This is a genomic window from Carboxylicivirga sp. (assembly GCF_982718395.1).
Genome location: NZ_CEXQWX010000003.1, coordinates 66220 through 88363 on the forward strand (window position 1 = coordinate 66220; position 22144 = coordinate 88363).

5 protein-coding genes are annotated in these 22144 nt (G+C 38.2%); all 5 read left to right on the forward strand.

The genetic code is table 11. The annotated features are described in order from the left end of the window. Positions 1–39: 39 nt before the first annotated feature. Entirely contained in the window at positions 40–14496 is a 14457-nt protein-coding gene (locus AC4MRQ_RS01265; protein ID WP_491195818.1) for a leucine-rich repeat domain-containing protein, read from the forward strand. Continuing rightward, on the forward strand, positions 14497–18393 hold the full coding sequence (locus AC4MRQ_RS01270) for an RHS repeat domain-containing protein (RefSeq protein ID WP_491195819.1): 3897 nt from the start codon (positions 14497–14499) through the stop codon (positions 18391–18393). A gap of 5 nt (positions 18394–18398) precedes the next feature. Beyond that, complete coding sequence (locus AC4MRQ_RS01275) at positions 18399–18791, forward strand: hypothetical protein (protein ID WP_491195820.1); 393 nt, start codon at positions 18399–18401, stop codon at positions 18789–18791. A 260-nt stretch (positions 18792–19051) separates the two neighbouring features. Next, entirely contained in the window at positions 19052–19366 is a 315-nt protein-coding gene (locus AC4MRQ_RS01280; RefSeq protein ID WP_491195821.1) for a transposase, read from the forward strand. 1385 nt (positions 19367–20751) lie between these two features. After that, positions 20752–21312: a hypothetical protein gene (locus tag AC4MRQ_RS01285; RefSeq protein ID WP_491195822.1), complete on the forward strand. Its 561-nt coding sequence runs from the start codon at positions 20752–20754 to the stop codon at positions 21310–21312. Positions 21313–22144 lie beyond the last annotated feature (832 nt).

Below are 22144 nucleotides of genomic sequence, written 5' to 3' on the forward strand. Positions count from 1 at the left end.
GATGGTCCCGAAGCTGATACACAAACCTATGAGCTTGTTGTGTCCGAGCCCAACCATGCGCCGGAATTTATTTCATCTCCTGATCTTAGTGCCTATGTTGGATCAGAGTATACCTATAATATTCAGGTAAATGATGTTGATGAAAATGATGTATTAACTGTTACTGTAAAGAATAAACCAACCTGGTTAGATTTTTCAGGAACGCTGGGTAATTACAAATTATCAGGAGAACCAGCGGTTGAGCATATTGCAGATCATATGGTTGAATTGATTGTGAATGATGGCACCGTGGATGTATCACAATCTTTTACAATTTCTGTCATTAATAATAATCAACCAAGAATCACAAGTTCACCTAAAGAGAGTGTTAACAATGATCAGGAATATCGCTACGAAATAACCTTTGAGGATGATGATTTAGCTGATCAACTCACCCTTTCCTCAAAAACAGAGTTACCTTCCTGGTTAAAACTTGAGGCTATTGATAATGGGACAGCAATTTTATCAGGTACTCCTACGAATGAACAAGTTGGTTCGTACCCGATAGACCTTATCTTAACGGACGGTAAAGTAGAAGTGACTCATGATTTTGTTATTACAGTTGTTGAGAATATTTGTCCTGTTTTGCAAAGTGATATAGATGCTCTTAGAGAATTCTATCAGTCAACAGGAGGAAAAAATTGGTTTTCAGAAACTCCAGGTCATGCAAAATATGATCCGAATAAAACATGGAGTGATGAAAATCCTGTATGTAATTGGTATGGAATACAAGTTGACGAGAATACTCAGCGGGTCAAATATTTATACTTATCTAAGAATAATCTAATTGGACAATTGCCCAATTCCATTAAGCAATTGGATGCTTTAGTCTCTATTGATTTAAAATCAAATGACCTATCCGAAGAAATTCCGAATACCATAGGAGAACTATACAACCTAGAGTATTTAATGTTGGGGATGAACAACTTGTCCGGACCCATCCCTACTTCACTTGGAAATCTTAGTAACTTAAAATGGTTAAGTTTAAGGTCAAATGAATTACATGGAGGTATTCCAGAGCAATTAAAGAATCTAAGTGAATTACAGATTTTGTGGCTTAACTTTAATAATCTGTCTGAGGAAATACCGCTTTGGATAGGTGATTTATCAAAATTAGAATACCTATGGTTAAATTATAATAATTTAACTGGCCCTATTCCTCTAGGTTTAAATAAATTAATCAAACTGAAAGAATTATATCTTAGTGACAATTTATTAACACATTCTATTCAGGAAGATCTTGGTAGCTTACCTGAAATAAGCATCTTAGAATTAGGTGATAATTTCTTTGAGGGTATTATTCCATTTCAAAACTGGCCAGACAGAACCAGTATTAGTACTAATAAATATACGTTTGAAGACTTGATTCCTCATAGACAACAGCTGGTTGTTCAAGATGGTAAGGTGCTAATTTATAATTCTCAACGAACTTTTGGTCAAGCAAAAACAGTTGAAGCTATAGCCGGCAAACCATTTGTTTACGATATTGATATCGATGAAACCATAGATGGAAGTACCTACTCGTGGTATAAACAGAATGGAACTGGAGGTAAAGGCACCTTAGCATTTGAGTATACCACAGATGGTACTAAAAATAATGATTTAGAAGTTACTTTAACGGAAGATCAGGCTGGCACTTATGTGGTTTATGTGACTAATAACCAGTTTAAAGATGCCGATGGTAATGCATTATTAACATTGCAAAGTGAACCGATTACCATTAATGTTACTCAACCTGTAGACTGTGTTCCGCAATCAGAACGCGAAGCATTAATGGCATTGTACAATTCAACAGGTGGCCCAAACTGGAAGAATAATACAAATTGGGGATCTAAAGAGCCAGTTAGTGAGTGGTTTGGGGTGACTGTAGATAAAGACCTATGCAGAGTAACAAAGCTACAATTAAATGGAAATAACTTGCGAGGGAGTATTCCTTCTGAAATTAAAAATCTACCTTATTTAAGATACTTAAATTTTAACTTAAATGCATTAACAGGGAATATCCCACCAGAAATAACAACAATAGAGTCGCTAGAGATTTTATATCTGAATTCAAATATGTTTACAGGTTCGTTACCTTCTAACATTGGTTTTTTGAATCAATTGAAAGAAATTGACTTATTAGAGAATAACGTTGACGGAAAAATTCCTGAAAGTATTTGTCAATTGATAAACTTAGAATATCTTAATTTATCTTGGAATCAATTTTCAGGTGATTTACCTCAGTCTCTAGGTAATCTAAAAAAACTAAGGTTTATTGATTTATCTGTAAATAATTTAAGTGGGGTCCTTCCTTCCTCATTTGAAGATATGAGCCTTTTGGAGGATCTGATATTGGCTTATAATTCATTCTCAGGTACAATTCCAACAGGATTAGGAAAGTTGTCTAACTTGAAAACCTTGGATTTAAGAAGTAACGAATTTACAGGTCAGTTACCTGGTGATATAGGCTCACTTTCAGGTTTAAAATATTTATATGTTTCTAATAACTATCTGGAAGGGGAAATTCCAGGTGGAGCAATAGTTGAATATAGTCTTTTAAATCATAATAAATATACATTTGAAGATTTTGTTCCGCATCAAATAGCTTTAAATAATCCTAGTGGCAAAACTCTACGTTACAGTCCTCAACGTAAATTTGGTCAATCAACAACGGACGAAGCAATATCCGGCGAACCATTCACTTATAGTATAGCAATAGATGAAAACGTCATAGGAAGTACTTACTCATGGTATAAGCAAGATATAGAAAATGGCACTGAATCATTGGCATTTGAATACACAACAAATGGTACTAAGAATAATGATTTAGAAGTTACCTTAACAGAAGATCAAGCTGGTACTTATGTCGTTTATGTGACCAATGATCAGTTTAAAGATGCAGATGGTAATGCACTATTAACGTTACAAAGTGAGCCAATTACAATTAATGTAGTTAATCCGGCAGATTGTGTTCCACAATCAGAACGTGATGCTTTAATGGCATTATATAATGCGACAGATGGCCCCAACTGGAAAAATAATACAAACTGGGGAACTGATACCCCTGTGAGTGAGTGGTATGGAGTAACCGTTGAAGAAAATATAGCTGATGGTAGTTGTTCTGTTACCAAATTATCGCTGGTACGAAATGAATTAAATGGTTCAATACCAGCTGGGTTAAGTCAGCTTTCGAACTTGAATTTTCTGCGATTTGCATTTAACGACGATTTAATTGGTCATATTCCCCCGGAGCTTGGGAAATTAACAAAATTGGAATACTTATCGTTAGCGTTTAATTCATTAACTGGCCCAATACCTGGAGAATTAGGTGGTTTATCTAAGTTAGAAAAATTGTATTTATTTGATAATTATTTAACTGATGCCATTCCACCTGAGCTGGGCTTATTATCCAGTTTGCAATATTTAGATTTTTCTAATAATAGTATTAGTGGTCCTATACCTGCCTCAATAGGTTCTTTAACTAAGTTAGAAGACTTAAACCTATCTTTTAATGACATCACTGAGTTTATTCCTGATGAAATAAGTTTACTTGTTAACTTGAGGAGTTTAAAGCTTTCAAACAATCTCTTAAGAGGTCCTATCCCAGGTACGTTAAGTAAACTTATTAATGGAAGTATATTTCATTTTTCATTCAATAATTTGAATGGTATAATTCCACCAGAATTGTCAGAAACAGGAGCTGTTTTATATGTAAGTAACAATAATTTCACATTTAGCGAAATTATAGATGCCCGCGATGCTTATAAAATGGTTGGTGTTGGAATGTATTATCCTCCACAAAAGAAGTTTGGTAAAGAGGAAAGTGTCAATGCGATATCGGGAGAATCTTTTGTATTCAATATAACTATAGATGAAGAGATGGTAGGCAGTACCTACTCTTGGTATAGAGAAGGCACTACACCTGATAGTGGATCACCAGTTTTCGAATATACTACAGATGGTACGAAGAATAATGATTTAGAAGTCACCTTAACAGAAGATCAAGCTGGTACTTATGTTGTTTATGTAACCAATGACCAGTTTAAAGATGCAGATGGTAATGCACTATTAACGTTACAAAGTGAACCGATTACGATTAATGTTTCACACTGTGACGTACCTGCTGAAGAACGACAAGCATTAATTGATCTATATAATAGTACCGGTGGAGATAACTGGAAGAATAATACCAACTGGTTAAGTGAATTACCAGTTCGTTTTTGGTATGGTGTAACCGTTGATGAAACATGTGGTTCTGTATCTCAAATTTTATTAAAGTCAAATAATTTAAGTGGGCACATTAATGAATCAATAGGAGATTTAAAAGGGCTTAAACGTCTTGGACTTCATCATAATTATATTGGGGGGCCATTACCTGTTAGAATTGGAGAACTGACAGAACTGACAGAGTTATGGCTTTGGAATAATAAGTTTACAGGTTCGATCCCACCTGAATATGGTAAATTATCAAAGGTGGAAAGGTTTTATTTATGTATGAATGAACTGACAGGACCTTTGCCTGCCGAACTTGAAGGTTTAAGTAGTGTACAATATTTTGATGTATCGCGTTGTCAGTTGAATGGAGAGATACCGCCAATTTGGGGTAAGCTTTCAAACCTTATCACCCTTGCCCTCTGGGACAATGACTTTCACGGAACAATTCCAGAAAGCATTGGAGAGCTATCAAATTTGCAGGATTTATTTATTTGTCTTTTACCTGATGTTTCGGGAACTATTCCACCATCATTGAGTGGCTTGAAAAGTATACGTCACTTCTATATTTATGATACTCAAGTAGAAGGTGAAGTGCCAGATATTTTCGATGGTATGTCGTCACTAACACATGTACGACTGAAAAATAATAGACTAACCGGAGACTTACCAAAATCCCTTTCTTCTAATGCCAACCTTACGCAGATGCAGGTTGAGGGGAACTTCTTAACGGGAGGCATAAACGCAGATTATAGAAGCCTGACAAAGATTAATATGCTAAAGTCATATGATAACCAAATGACTTTTGAGGATTTAATATCTTACTACACTGATAAGGAAGGTGATAATTTTATGTACGCACCACAAAAGCCTTTTGGTGAGGTTGAGTCTGTGGTAGCGATTGCCGGCCAACCCTTTGTCTACAATATCCAAATTGACGAAAATATAATAGGTAGTACTTATTCATGGTACAAGCAAGATATAGAAAATGGCACTGAATCACTGGCATTCGAATACACTACAGATGGTACGAAGAATAATGATTTAGAAGTTACTTTATCAGAAGATCAGGCTGGTACTTATGTAGTTTACGTGACCAATAATCAGTTTAAAGATGCAGATGGTAATGCACTATTAACTTTGCAAAGCGAACCGGTTACTATCTCAATCAACCATACACCTTCTTTCTGTAGTGAACCACAAATGTCACTTGCAGCTCCTAATGTCAGCTATAACTATACGGTTTGTGTTACAGATAAAGATCTAGATGATGAGTTAACCGTGCGATTAGTAACACCGGAAGAAAGTTGGCTAAGCTTATCCAAGACAGGAGATAACACTTACTTATTAACAGGAACACCAAGCAAAGAACATAAAGGCCTTGATTTTGATGTTAATATTGAGGTTGTGGATAACCACAATGCTAAAGCAAATCAGCAATTTATCATACAGGTGACGGATAGGAATAACTGTGTGCCTGATACAGAAGTTCAGATACTGAAGAGATTCTTTACCGATACTAACGGACCGGGATGGAAGAGTGAGAACGTTGGTTCAAAAAAATTCAATGATAAAAAAACATGGAGCGATGATAATCCGGTAGGTGACTGGTATGGAGTAACTGTAGAAGATTGTCATGTAACGGAATTAAGATTGTCGGGCAATGATTTGGAAGGAGAGCTTCCCGAATACCTTCAGGATCTGAAATTTCTTCGTGTACTGAGGTTATCAGGTAATAATTTTTCAGGTATTATTCCTGAAGTTATGTGTGAATTTACCAGCCTCGAGGAGTTAAACCTGGGAGATAATGAATTAAAAGGTGAAATACCTCGATTTAGCGAGTTTGGAGAGTTAGAGCATTTAAGAATACTTAAATTACATAATAACGAGCTTACAGGTCAGTTACCAGAAGAACTTCACATATTAGAGAAACTTGAAGTAATAGACTTTAGTGGAAATAGTCTAGAAAGTGAAATCCCTGTAGGATATGAGAATTTTGAGAAGCTGACCATGGTTGACTTTTCTGATAATAACTTTGAAGGTGCTATTCCTGCTTCAATAATCAATTGTCCCTCTGTTAATATTAAAGGTAATAAATACACCTTTGAAGATTTTAAACCGCATGCCGAAGCTATAAATAACCGTACTGATGACGGTTTTATTTATAGTCCACAACAAACTTTTGGTAAGGAAACAGATTATGAAGTGCATCCTAATGATCATTTTGTGCATGAAGTATTGATTGATGAAAGTGTTGTAGGAAGTACTTACGAATGGTATAAAAATAACAAGAAACCAGGTAAAGGGGACCCATCGTTCACCTTCACCACTACGTTAGATAAACCGGACAATGACTTTATAACTCAGTTTTTAGAAGGAGAAGGAGGTAAGTTTACAGCTTACGTTACTAATCCTGTGTTCCCGGATTTAGTGTTGAAGAGTAATCCGGTTACAGTTACTATTAATTCGGAATGTTCTATTGAGGATGAAGTGTTGATTCTGGAAAGGTTATTTGAAGATTTAGAAGGTGCAACATGGAAGTCTGAAGATGACAAATGGAATAAATATGATGAATCTAAAACGTGGAATCGTGATAATCCGGTTAACAATTGGTATGGTGTAACCATCGAAAATTGCCATGTAACCAAACTAAGCCTTTCAGGTGTAGATGTAAAAGGCGAATTGCCAGTTTATATCAGCGAGTTAAGTCACTTAAAAGTTATAAACTTATCAAATAATAAGCTAGGCGGATCAATACCGGAATCACTTGCAGACTTAGTTTATTTAACAGAGCTTTATTTAGCTAATAACGATATTGATGGAACTATACCAGCATCGTTAGGAACCAATAATTTACTGGAAAGAGTTGACCTATCTAAAAACAATTTGCATGGCAATATACCGGTTGCAATCATTGAATGCTCCTCAAGTAAATTAAATGGAAATAAATACACTTTTGAGGATTTAGAAAACCATGAAAGCACCATTAATGGTCGTACCGATGGGGGATTAATATATGCGCCACAACAGCGTTTTGGAGATGATGTAAGTTATGATGTACACCCTGATGAAGACTTTGTACATGAAGTATCAATAGATGAAAGTGTTGCCGGAAGTACTTACGAGTGGTATAGACGTGGTAAAAAACCGGGAGTTGATGACCCATCTTTTACTTATACAACTACCAACGAAGCATTGGATAATGATTTCAAAGCTCAATTCTTAGAGGGTGAGGGAAGCAGATTTACGGCTTATGTAACAAACCCAATGTTCCCGGAGCTTACTTTAATGAGTAAAACAGTTACAGTTACAGTTAACAACAACTGTATAGAAGATAGCGAATTGGAGGCTTTAAAAACACTCTTTACTTTAACCAATGGTGAAGGCTGGAAGTCAGAAGACGTAAATAGGGATAAACACAAGCCTCATGAAACATGGAAGGATGAAAATGATATAACCGATTGGAAAGGTGTTGATATAGAGAATTGTCATGTTGTTGGCTTAAATCTGGCATCCAATAACCTTACAGGTACTCTGCCTGATATTTGGGCTCAATTACCTTACTTAAGATATTTATATCTAAACTCTAACCAGTTGGAAGGTCAGGTTTACGAATCTATAGTTGAATTAGAGCATTTAGAAAAACTTAGATTATTTAAAAATGGATTAAAAGGAGATATTCCATTTGGGTTTGGAGACAAAGAAGGATTTAAGGAGTTGAATTTAGGCGATAATCAGTTTACAGGTAGCATACCATTAGACTTAGAAGACTCCAGAAGCATTACGCATATCTATTTGCAAAACAATGCATTTGAGGTTCAGTCTATTCCTGAGGGACTTGCACGAATACCTACACTCCAGGTACTTGACTTAGGATCGCTTAAACTTATAGGGGAGATACCTGTCGGTTTTGGAGAATTAGAAAACTTTACGGAGCTACGCCTGGATGATAACGACTTAGAAGGTAATATTCCGGAAGATTTATCAGAATCTAATAGCTTAAAGAAACTATACCTGCAAAAGAATTACCTGGATGGAGAGATACCAGGTGCTTTAGGAGATGTAACAACGCTGACGCATATTGATTTATCGGTAAATGATTTTACAGGACAGCTTCCGGCGGAACTAGGTCGGTTGAGTAGTTTGATTTCACTAAATGTGAAAGGAAATATCTTAAAAGGAGATATACCTTCATATATGGGCGAAACCATGAGTTCTATTCAAACGCTTAACCTGCAATCCAATGAATTTACAGGTGGAGTACCGGCATCATTTAGTACATTAAGCACGCTTAAATACTTATATGTTCAGGATAACTTTTTAACTGAGAAGATTGATCCTGAATTAGGTAATTTACCAATGCTATCCAGATTCTATGCTCGCTTAAATGATATGGATGCGTCAATTCCATTAAATATTTTAAGTAATGTGGATAGAACTAATATACGCGACAATAAATTTACCTTTGAAGACTTACTTCCGCATGCTGATTATTTAAACAGTTTAGATACTAAGTATCCAATATATTCACCTCAGCAACGCTTTGGTAAAGCGGAACGTAAATATGTCAATGTAGGGGAAGAATTTACCTACGAAATAAAAATTGATGAAGCAGAAGAAGGTAATGTATACGAATGGTATAGCGGAAGAAACCGTCCGGGAAGAGGTGCACCTGACTTTAGCTACACTTACGCCGATAATAATACCAATGATTTTAGTACAACTTTTACAGAAACCGGACAGAAAAAATATACCATATACGTAAGTAATCCTGAATTGCCGGGTTTTGTACTGCTTAGTGAACCAATAACGGTGATAGTTCAGAATACTTGTGTGATTCCACAGGAGCAAATTAACTCCCTTATAGCGTTCTATAATGCGGCAGGAGGTCCGTCATGGAACTCTGAAAAAGATGGAGATGAGTCCAACGATTGGGATATAGAAAATAATCCTGATGTGAGAAACTGGTACGGAGTTGAAGTAGATGAAAGCTGTAATATTGTTGGGTTAAATTTATGTGACAATAACTTAAAAGGAGTTATTAGTGACGAAATTTGTGGCTTGCGTTATATAAAATGGTTGCGACTGTGTAATAATAGCCTGCAAGGATCAGTTCCTGAATGTACTTCTGATTTAGAAGGCCTTAGAGAGTTAGATCTGTCAGATAATGATTTGGATGGTGATATCCCTGATGGTTTATGTGAATTAAGAAGGCTACGCAAAGTTAACCTGGGTGGTAATCGCTTTAGCTTTATGGACATTATAAAGGTAATGTTGCAATGCGATAACATCGATATCAACTGGGAGCCACAACGTTTACCTGATTCGTCGGATTGTGGAGAGTTAAATGCAACTGAAAATGTTGATTTTACAATTCGACTGGATGATACAGAACAACATCCATCCAATGTTTACACATGGTACCATAATGATTTGGTGATAGATATAGACGATGACAAATACGTGGTAACAAATGGTAATTTGACCATTAGCAGGGTATCAGAAGAAGATACAGGTTTGTACTATTGCAAAGTAAGCAATAGCAGTGTAGCAGATATTGTAATAAGAAGTTGCGATTTTAACTTAAGCATAAGTGAACCGTGTGAAGTTCCTGATGAGCAATTAATGGCATTATTATCTGTTTACGATGCATTGGGAGGAGAAAACTGGAAGTCGGAAAATGATAATGATCTTACAAACGATTGGGATATTTCAAGAAACCCAGATGTCTCACGTTGGTATGGTGTTCAATTAGATGATAATTGTAACGTGATTGGTCTTGATTTATCTGACAACGATCTAAGCGGTGATTTACCGGATGACATATGTACTTTAAACAAATTGAGGTTCTTAAACCTGTTTAAGAATTTTATTACCGGAAGTCTACCCGATTGTTTAACGGATTTGAAAGAACTGGAAGAAGTCGATTTGGGCGATAACGATATATCAGGAGATATTCCGGATGGATTATGTGACTTACCAGCTATTAAGCGATTTAAGTTTGGTGGTAACCGTTTCAGCTTCTGGAAAATATTCAACTTTATCAGTATTTGTAATGATGATCGCTTTGAATTTGATGATCAACGTCTGGATGGAGGATATACTTGTGGTAAACATCAGGTTATTCAAGGTGAAGATTATGCTGTTAATCTAATAGTAGATGACCCACACCCTGATAATATCTACACATGGTATAAAGTCAAAGGCATTGTGTTTGACAAAGTAATATCGGATGGTATTAACTATCAGGTTGACGGTGGTGATTTATTAATAAAGAATGTTGATAAAACCAAAGATGGAAGTTATTTCTGTGTTATCACTAACCCTGAAATTCCAGGGGTGACATTTACTATGTGTCGCATGCAGATTGAATCTTATACATCGTGTGAAGCATTGGAGTTAAACGCAAATAACAGGTTAATTAACCTGACCGCGCCTTTTGAATTGGAGACAACAATCCCTGCATCAGGAGTGTTTAGCTGGACATACAATGACGCACTACCTGAATTACAGGAAGGTTTGACGGATTACAAAGTTTACCTGCGTGTTGCGCCATCAATGGAAAGCGAAATGGGCTTTCAGGTACCGGACTGGGCCGCAGGTCAGCGCATTGAAATAGCAACTGTTAATGTGACCGCAGGAGGTGCCGGTTCATATAATATGCAGGATGTGCTTGGTTCAGGACAAGTAAAAGAGTACTGGCACTGGCAGACAGGATTGGTTTATGAGCTGGATGAATATGGCGATGAAATCATAGATTGGTCAGGTACCGGACATTTCTATACCGAACCGGCGGGGGTAAAAATGACAGCATTCGACCATCTGCAAAGTAATGCCCATACCAATAATATCAATTGGGTTTATTCTGAAACCTACCTGGATGATGGTATCACCAGTCAGGGAATTGTATATATGGATGGTCTGGGAAGAACCAGACAGGTACAGGGACTGAATAATACCGAAGGAAAGATTCTGACTGCAGAAATGGTTTACAGTGAAGAAGGCGGAGGAACCGTTCAAACCTTACCGGCACCAAAACTAGAGAAGCAATTTGGCTACGCAGTTAACTTCTTCGAAGTCGAAGAAGGTAATACTCTATATGATTTCAGCACCGAACATTTCGACAGGGAAGTAGTACAGAATCAGGCAACTGGATTAACGGCCTTACTGGATGCACCAAAGGTGAATGAGAGTGAAGGAACTGTGGGACACTACTACAGTAACAACAGCGTGGAAGACTTTGTAGATAATGCCAATGGTTATCCATACGTCTATAATGTTGCTTATAAGAGTCCGATTAACCGGACCTATTTAAGTACCAATGGAGCTGGAGAAGTATTCAGGATGAACGGAGGCAAAGAGAATAAGCACTTCTACGGTAAACCAACCAAAGAAGAACTGATTCATGCCTTTGGTAAAAACTATGTGGATGCCATTGATTTAGCTTCCATCAGCAAAACGATGACTTATGATGCTGACGGGGTGGGCTATATTACTTACAAGGATAATGAAGGTAAAGTTATTGCCACAGCCATGACAGATGCTTACCTGGATGGACTTCAACAGCTGGATGAGCCGGGAATGGAAGCTTACACAATCCATGTCAATCCATTGGAGGCAGGTATGTTCGATGGCAATGCGTTGGGCGAGACAGCCGTGTCACGCTTTGATATTCCTTATGGCGAGGTGAAAGTGAAACTGCATTATACACTGGAGCTAAGCAGCTTTATGAACAGCGAAACCGGTGATCTTTGCCAGGAGTGTAAGTACAATGTATTGGTCAAAATAACCAATAATGCTACAGGTGTTGTTGAATATGAGTATGCTAATGAACTGATACCATCACAAAGTGTATGTGGAGGTAATAATGAAGAGGTAGAGGTTTTCAACGAAGAGTTAATCTTAAATGGCCCGGCAGGCTTTACTGTTGAAAGAACCATCACACCATTGAAGGATGCTGAATCAGGAGTTGATATACTTCAGGAAGCGTCAGACAATATTGAGTTGATGCTGCGTGCCAATTCAGCGGATGTTAAGGAGCAGTTCAGAGGCGAGTATTTCAAACACGAAGCTTATTACCTGTTGCGGGATAATTACACCGAAGAGCATATGCAGGATTGGGTACCGGATATTGACTGTTATGAAGCATTCAGCTTATATGGTGATGGTGGTGGTTGTTACTCATCTGGAATGATGGACGATGCATCGTTCTTTATGCCAATGGGTGTGGCCATCGATAAGTATGGTAAGCAATACATAGCTGACGCAGGTAACCATGTTATCCGAATTGTTGAGGGACTTGGTGAAGTAGGTTTGTTTGCAGGTGAACCTGCGGTGGCGGGAACGAATAATAGTCCGGTTACTCAGTTCAATCATCCATCGGATATTGTCTATAGTAATGCACCGGCCTATGGTGCAAGAGGAATGTTATTTGTCGCTGATAAAGGCAGAAACCGGGTGGTACGATTGAGTTTAGATGGTGAGGTGACAGAAGTGCTCAATCGAACAATGGTTAGCAACTTTGCGGCACCAACCGGGCTTTGTACCGATATGGAAGGAAACATCTATGTAGCCAGTGAAAATAATGGTCTTTACCGCATTACTAGCCAAAATAAGTTGGAAGTTATTGATGTAGCTGCGTTACCACTGACAAGTATTACTGATGTGGCGGTTGATAAGCATGGAACCCTGTTTATAGCCGATATGCAGGGGAATACCATCTACAGGAAATACCAGGACGGTACATGGGATTCCCTGGCCGGAAGCAGTGAGGGAATTAATAAGCCGGTATCCATTGGTGTTGACGGATTTAACCATGTATTTGTGTCCAACAGCGGAGATCACAACATAATCAGTATTGACTACAGTCAGACGCCGGTGAGCGCAGGAGTTATCTGTGGCAGTGCCAGCGGAGCATCAGGCGATGTGGATGACACCGAAGATAACCTTGGTATTGCCCGTTTTAATAATCCTGCAGGCATATTAGTACGTAATGACGGTGATATTATGCTGGCCGACGCCGGTAACCATAAGATCAAGAACCTGATAACGACAGTCTGTTCAGGTCAGGTTGACCCGCGTGAAGCCGGTAATAATGGTAAGATTGTAAAATATGCCGATGAAGTTCGTTTAGAGGAAAGAGATCATACCCTCTACATGACCGATCTGGATGGTTATTTCAAGTACGGACGTCAGATTATGCGCGAAGAATATCCGCTGATGGATGTGATTGAAGGTAATCTGCTGAGTACTTCATCCGACCTTTACAAGGCGTTTATCGCAGCTTACGACCGTAACTACATGGTGCAGCTCAAGGAAGAGAATATTGAAATATACAGTTACACTGTTCAAGCTGTTGAGGGTGCTGATCTGACAAGCTCGTCAATGCCATTGTTGCGCGATAATGAGCCTATAGATAGATTACAAACTAGTGGTTACCAATTGATTAAAGTGGTAATCAATGGCGATTGCATGATGAATTGTGAAATTGATGAGGACGACTTCACTGTTGACTGTAAAGAAATGTGCGAAAAGCATCATCATGAGATCAAACAGCAGATGTTGGAGGTGAAGGAAGAGATAAAGAACTCGGGCTATACCTTTAATGTCGGCAAATTGTTTAAATTTCCTTTCTACCGATTGGTAGACCATTTCTATCCGTTAAACGAGGATCTATATAACTATCTGAGTGATGATAGGGCAGTACTGTTATATGAAGAATATGCAACCTTAAAGGAACGTTATGCACACTTTGACTACGATATGTGCATGCGTGGTTGTACAGATCCTGATAATGCCAAATCAACACCTTGCGAAAGCTGCAACAGTGTATTTATGGATAATGCCAATGAGGTAGCTGATTCATTACTGAACGGTGTTGAATATTTGCTTAATAAGTGGGAGGCAAGCATCGAAGCTGGTAAAGGATTCCCATATACGGCTGATGAGCTGTGTGAACTGGACGAGGCCGGTAAACGTACCTATGATAAAAATGACAAAGTAGTATATAATCAGGAGTTGCTGGATACCTTAAGCTATCATCTGGTTGACTTCCTGTTTACTAAACTGGATGTGACCAGCCCGGTGATGAATATGGAGGACTGGCAACCACAGGGCGACCCTGACAATGCTTGTACCAATTGCTCGCCTTTAAGCGAAGAGTGTATGGTGAAGATGACCTATGATGTTAGTCAGTTCCCAACCATTATAATATCGCAGTTCAAAAAAGCGCTTGTTGATGCCCAGGAAGCTTACAACAGGTGATTGAAACTGAATGATCCCGAAGAATATGCCAATACGCTTTGGGAGGAACAAAAACAGAACTGTATTGACGCACTTGGACCACGACCAGACGGTGGAGATGAGGCGGAGATAAAAGCCTGGGATGATCAATTGGCTTATTGCCAGGAGTTGAAAGCTAATATGGAGAAAGCAGCCGAAGATGAGAATAACCCAGGTAAACTATTACCCGACTACGCAGAAAGGGAAGTACGGGTAATGGAAACCATGGAGATTGTTTATCCTGATGTGGCTGATATGGAACAGCGTCTTACCCGCTGTAAAGAAATTATTATAGAAACAGCTTCTATGGATCTTGGTGAACTGGAGCGATATCTGATGGACATGGAAATGGAGGCCAGTTGTTTGAATAACTGTGAGATGGCCTTTGAACGTGCCTACACACAGTACATCACTGACTCTATCCGTAACATTAAACATGAGATACGTAATGAGTATATGACCAGCTGCTACGGAAATATGAACGAAAACTTCGATATCTCATATGAGCAGCGAACCTATCATTACACCATCTATAAGTATGACTTTGGTAACCGATTGATTGCCACAGTGCCACCTGAAGGAATTGATTATATCAATCCGGATGATGAAGCCAACTTGCAACGTATACCATTGCATATGCAGGATGATGCAGAGGGTGAGAATATGGGTATGAAGAGTAAGTATGAGTCTAACAGTCTATACACACTCAGCTACGAGTCGCCTGATGAAGGAAAAACAGAGTTCTATTACGATAAGGCCGGACGTATCCGCTTCTCGCGTAATGCTATTCAAATAGCTGCAGAAACAGGTGAAACAGATGGTACCTTTGAAATGAACTACACACTTTACGATGAAGAGACAGGACGTATAAATGAAGTAGGAGTATTGACCGAGCCGGTAGGTAATGTTAAAGTTACCGAGGTGAAAGTATGGGATGTATTACAATACGTAGATGAAATTGATCCGGTAACCGGTGAGATAACACAGGTGATTAAACGTAAGCCAGATGGTTCAATTGATTACACCTATCGTATTGACTATAAATATGAACCGCAGGGTATATTAGGTATTACAGAGGTTGATAAACGCTACCTGAGCGATCAGGTGAAGGAGGCAGATGAACAGAAGAAGGTACCGTGGAATAATAACTACCTGATGGCCTATGTAGATAATACCAATTGGGCAGGTGATGCTGCACAGCGTAACGAACAAACCTGGTATAGCTACGATGAACCAATTGAAGTACTGGAAGGTTATACGCAGCAATATACAAGCGGACGCTTAACCAAAATGTATAACAACGCCGGTGCTACCTACTTTAGCTACGATGTACACGGACGTGTCATTTGGGCAGTGCAGGAGATGACCATTAACGGAGAAGTAAAACATACAACAGTTGATTACGTTTACAGTCCGTTAACCAGCCGTGTTGAGCAGATCATTTACCAAAAAGATGTGGCAGGCGAAACCTTTGCGCACCGTTATCTTTATGATGCCGATAACCGCCTGAGCAAGGTAGTGGTTAGCCGCACACCAAGTGATAACAAAAGCTGGACACAGGTAGCAGAGTACGAATACTACCTGCATGGACCATTGAAGAACAAACAGCTGGGCGATTACATCCAGAAGGTGGACTATGTGTATAATATTAATGGCTGGTTAAAAGCCATTAACAACCCGGCTGGTATTATGACCGAAAGTGATGAAAGATCTGACTTTGCCAGTGATGTGTTTGCCGAAGCTCTTCACTACTATGACGGTGATTATACGCGTGAGGATACAGGTCTGACCAATGCAGAAATGCCAAGACCAACCGGCAGCACCAATCTGTACAGCGGTAACATTAGCAGTACCATTACCAATACGGCCTTTAGCCAGGTGGGTATGGACAATGGCGATGTGATGGCACAAACCTACCAGTACGACCTGCTGAACCGCTTTATCAGCAGTAAAACAAGTACCGGTAATAGCATAGACGATGTTGTTGGTATGACAGGCAATGATTATGCTGTAAATGTTAGCTACGATGCCAATGGCAACATTATGAGCCTGAGCCGTACCATGGCAGGTGGGGCAATGCTCGATGATATGACCTATAAGTATGCCACGCAGGTAATTGATGGTACTACACTGAAGCTGAATAACCAGTTGCTACATGTAAACGATGCGGTAACAACCGCTTCTGTGGCTACCGATATGGAAGACCAGGGAGTCTTTAACCTGGGTGATGCAGCCAGCCATAACTACAGCTACGATGCCATGGGACGATTGGTAAGCAACAGGCACGATGGCATAGCACGCATTGAATACAATGCCTATGGCAAAATATGCCGACTGGTACCAACCGATAACAGCAAGCCTACTGTGGAGTATGCCTATGATGCCATGCAACTGCGACTCAGTAAAAAAGAGTTGAAGTCTAACGGTGACTATACGCAAACGTATTACGCCTATGATGCTATGGGTGTGCCAATGGCCATTTATACCCATACACACACGGCTGGTGAGCGTACAACCGTACTAAACGACTTTATGCTATACGGCAGCGGTCGACTGGGTAGTTATGCTGCTAACCAGCTAATAACAACGCTGCTGCCGCACGAATCACCGCTATCGCACGAGTCCTCTCGTGTGAATTTAAGCCAGCTTCGTTTCGAACTAAGCGATCACTTGGGAACAGTACGTGCTGTGGTAAGTGGAGAGAAAAATGATGAGAATCAGGCAGAAATTATATCTTTACACGACTATTACCCATATGGTATGGATATGCCGGGGCGCAGCTTTGTAGCAGAGACCTACCGTTACGGGTATCAGGGCAGTGAGCGCGACAACGGTCTCGCCGGAGGAACTGGCTATACAACGTTCTTTAGAAGTTTGGATCCACGTATTGGGCGCTGGCAAACCCCAGATCCGGAAGTGTTCCCGTGGCAAAGCTCTTATTGTAGTATGGATTGTAATCCAATTGCTCTAATCGATCCATTGGGAGATAAATCTGTTGACCAAAATACAGCAAATTCAGGTAAAGCGGCAAAAGGAGATACATACACTGATAAAAACGGTAGGATGTTTAGAAATAGAGGTGAAGGTCTTGGTTGGGAAGAAATTACCCCTCCGACAACCAATGCTAATACTACGTCTAATATGGTAACACAACCGTCTAGTATAATATTGACTATGAACTCCATAGAGCAACTTTATAAGGAGAGTTATGCACCTATTGTTGTAAATAATATTGGAGAGACCCTTAAAGCTTTGGCCCCTATACAAAGAGGGGAAGGTAGTTTCGAATCGTGGGATGACGTTAAAAGTGAGTATATTGAAGCATATGAAGAAGTAAAACAATTACCTAATAATCTTATAAATCTTCCAAGTGCAGTTGCTGATACTTATGCAAATGGAACCGAAGAACAAAAAGTTGAGTTATCTGTATCACTCGTCACCACGGCCGCAATACTATTAAAAGGAAAGTATAAGAAACCTAAGGGACTTAGTCTAAATGGTGCTTCAGGTTTAAGTGCGAGATTGAAAGGAGCGGTATTACTTGGAAAAATAAACAAGTTAGCTTCAAAGCTGGAAGTTATTAAACCAGGTACAAAAGCTTGGGATGATGCTGTAGAATTGGTAAAGAATAGTGGTGAGGGTAGGTTTCATGTGCGAGTGCCAACAAGTTCTGATGCCTTAAGGTTTCTTAAAGAAACTAGAGGATTAATGAATAGGTACAAACAATATGTAGGAAGAAAAAAAGGACTAAAGTATAAGAAAGGGTATGAACAGCATAATGTGCCAGAAGGTGGAAATGGAGGATTTAATGATTTGAATCATGTTAAGTGGAAAGATGGAAAGGCCGGTGGACATATTTTTTATGATATACCAAATTAACGAATATGATAAAATTACCAGGAGTACAATTAACTGATCCCCATAAAGGCGAGGTTATTAAAGAAATAGAATCGTTTATATTTAGTCAGAGGGATTTAAATGGAAATAGGACTAGAATTAATAACTGGATTGAAATTGATGAAGATATTTACAGTAGTGATTTAATTGTTGATTGTGAGTATTATCTATTTCACGATGCTTGGGTTGTTAAAGGAAAAAGCCAAATTGACAAACGAGAAGTAACTAAACTAAGTAAAAAAGAACTGCTGGAATTTATGGAGTTTATTATTGACCCTGGTTTTGATGGAATAGATATGATGGCAATACCAATAGATTCAAAATTAAAGTATGTTATAGTGGCAGACCATGATGGAGATATTTATTTGGTAAAAGATTGATTCCGCTTCACAGTAGTCACTAAATGACGAACACAGCTCGGCGTAGAATGTATCTACGTCGTATGTAACAGGTAGTTTATAACTACCATAGTAACGCAAATAATAAAGCCTTGCATTGTAATGTTGCAAGGCTTTTTCATAAACTGAGATCTGTCATTAGGAATTTAAAAATTCCTATATGTCACCAGGTGAAGCCGTATTGAGGGAATCCCTGATACATTGTATATCGAGCATTAGCTTTTTTCACTACATTGCAATGTATGACTACCGGATATCAAATAAAGGATCAAAGCGGACTATATTATCTAACACTACAAATAGTCGATTGGGTTGATATATTTACCAGGCCGGTATATCGCGACATCGTGATTGATAGTCTTCGTCATTGCATTCACAATAAAGGTTTGCAAGTGTTTGCCTACGTTATAATGAGTAATCATGTGCATTTGGTGTCACAAAGCAGTATTGGTGATTTAAGCGGAACAATACGAGACTTTAAGAAATACACCTCTAATAAAATGCTTGAAACAATTGAAATGATGCCCGAAAGCAGAAGAGAGTGGCTACTCAACTAATTTCGATTTAATGCCGCTAAGCATAAACGTAATAGCAAGTATCAGGTATGGACACATGAGAATCATGCTATCCATCTATGCAGTAACCAATTTATTGCAGAAAAGATTGAATACATTCATCAAAATCCGGTTCGGGCTAAAATAGTACAGAATGAGGAAGATTACTTATACTCCAGCACAAGAAATTATGCATCTTTATCTGCAGTTCTGGAAATCGAACCTTTGGTATTACCGGTAATCACGTTTAAGTAGTCAGAGACTTCGCCGAGCGAGGGTTTTGGTTCATAGTGAGAAAGGTCAATAATATGCTGAATTTATAATAGTTAGTATTGGATCTATATTAATTAGTTTTTATTGAATTGGTAATGAATGTATTACTAATTAAATAATTATACTTTATCAAAATGATTGGATAAGAAATGATCTGATAAAGTTGGATGTGAGTGAGATAAATATCTAACTTATTTATTACGTTTAAATATGAATTTTTACAAGAAAATACTGATCAGTGCAATAGGAAAGTTGGATAAATGCTCAGTGAAATATAGAAATAAAAAAGAAGAGGTGACAACTATGATTTTTGTTTTAAATTTGTGTCACTTTATAAACGTTCTAATTATATATGAACTGATATGCTTATTGGATCTTGAACCTCATTTCTTCCCAAAATATTATAATATGTTTTTATGGTTGATTATCTTGACTTTTACTTCAACTGTTGTGCATTATTATTTTTTAATTTTAAGAAGAAGATATGTAGATATTGCTGTTGCTTACGATAAACAAATAAAGAAGAATGAAAGAGGTAAGTCGTATTTAATGTATGTATCTGTTACCCTTGTTTTGTTTATTTTATTGGGGGGATTTGCTATTATCAGAAGTGTTATATTAAAGTCATGAAGAAGTCTCTGACTTCGTTCGTCCCAAAAGTTAGTTTGCAACTAACAGATAATATTAGCTTATATTGTAGCGTATAACTACTGGTTATCAAATAAAGGATCAAGAAGGACAGTATATGACACTACAAATAGTAGAAATATTGCTTTGTTATTCGATTTACGCATTTAGCTACCTCACCTTGCAGAGTAAAACGTGCGTGACGGGCAAGCACTCATCGAATGAATATTAACAAGCTGTTTATATTCATCCGATGAGTTGTTGGAAAGCCCTGCAGATCTGCGTAATCCTGAAATTTATGTTTATTTAGTGTCAGATATTATTCAGGAGAGCTGGAAGTCTTATCGGTGGTAGTATTTTTGCCTTTGGGCGTTATTGCATTTTAATGCTGCTCAGAACAGAGATTATAAAACAATCCGAGGGTCGCCACACGACCCTCGGATTGTTTTTACTTTGCACCCAAGTATAATTAAAATAGAATTACAATCATGTTGAAAAAAATAGTTGCAAGTGTAATCTTAGCTTTGTCGTTCACTATTATAACGGCACAAAACACCGATTTTATTGTGAAGTTAAACGGTGATACCATTAAAGGAGAAATTAAATGTGTAAAATTACCAAATTCAGTGCTTCCTGGTAAATATAAGCTTAAAAACGCAGAGCATGATAAGTTGAAATTTAGCGGGGATGAAGTAGCTTACATGAAGCAAGGGGACAATGAATATATATTAAAGCTGATAAATCCAGAGAAAAAAAAGTCAGAAAAAGCATTGTATTTCGTCGCTAAATCCGCTTGTAACAATATGGTGTTGGGCAGGACATATGATAGTCTCAGCACTACTCCAGGTGGTGGTACACAAATGACGTATTATCATTTGTACGAGGGTGACAGATTTGTAGCAAAGCTTTCCAAAAAGAATTATAAAGAATTGCTAAGTAAGTATTTCGCATGTGACGAAAAATGGCTTAAAGAAATTAACCATAATAAGAAGTTGAAATTCAATAAACTGTTTAAAAAGGATGAAAAGTATGGTTTATTTATATTATAAAGCGTAAACATCTGTTATGTTTTAAGGTTTTCGACAGAAATTGAAAATGAGTGAAGGTCACTTACTAAAAACCTTTAACGTAACTCCAAAAATAATATTTAGCCCTGTGTACTTTAAGCGCAGGGCTTTGTTGTTAGTGTGCCCGCGCAGGGCCTGCTATCTTATATGCATTCTTTCCGTATTCGCCCCCTCTCCCCCCGCTGGTGCGCGAATCCTTTCGCGTTCCGCAAGGCAATAGTATCAACCATTAAACGAACTTAGGAAATCCTGATCCCGAATAAACTCGGGATCAGGAATTTTTATATTAAAGAGCACTAAGTGAACCTTCTGCTATCATAGTTAATGCCAAGTACCATTAAGTTAGCGCTCAAAAGCATTAAGTCGGTACCAAAACTTTTAAGTCAAGGCGCAAACGCGTTAAGTCAACATCACACAATAGTAAGTTGAATCTGCATAGTTGTAAGTCAAGGTCACACGGGTGTAAGTTGAAACCACACAACTGTAAGTTAAGACTGCACAATTGTAAGTGAAAGTCATACGTAAGTAAGTGAAAGATTCACGGCTATTAGTGAAAGTCCCACAGTACTAAGTGAAAGACAAACAGTAGTAAGTTGCTTCTAAACAGTAATTTTAATGCCGTCGCAGGGTTAAGATGTCAGTTTCGATCATTGAAAATTCTACCCGATGAGTTGATAAGGCAATTTTAACAGCTTAAATGTTGTATTAAAACCTGCATGATTAAATAATACAGCTTTGCACAATTGAAAGTATAAGTCATAATTGCGTTTCAAATCCGATAGAAAGAGTTTAAAATGTAGTTGATCATGGTGGA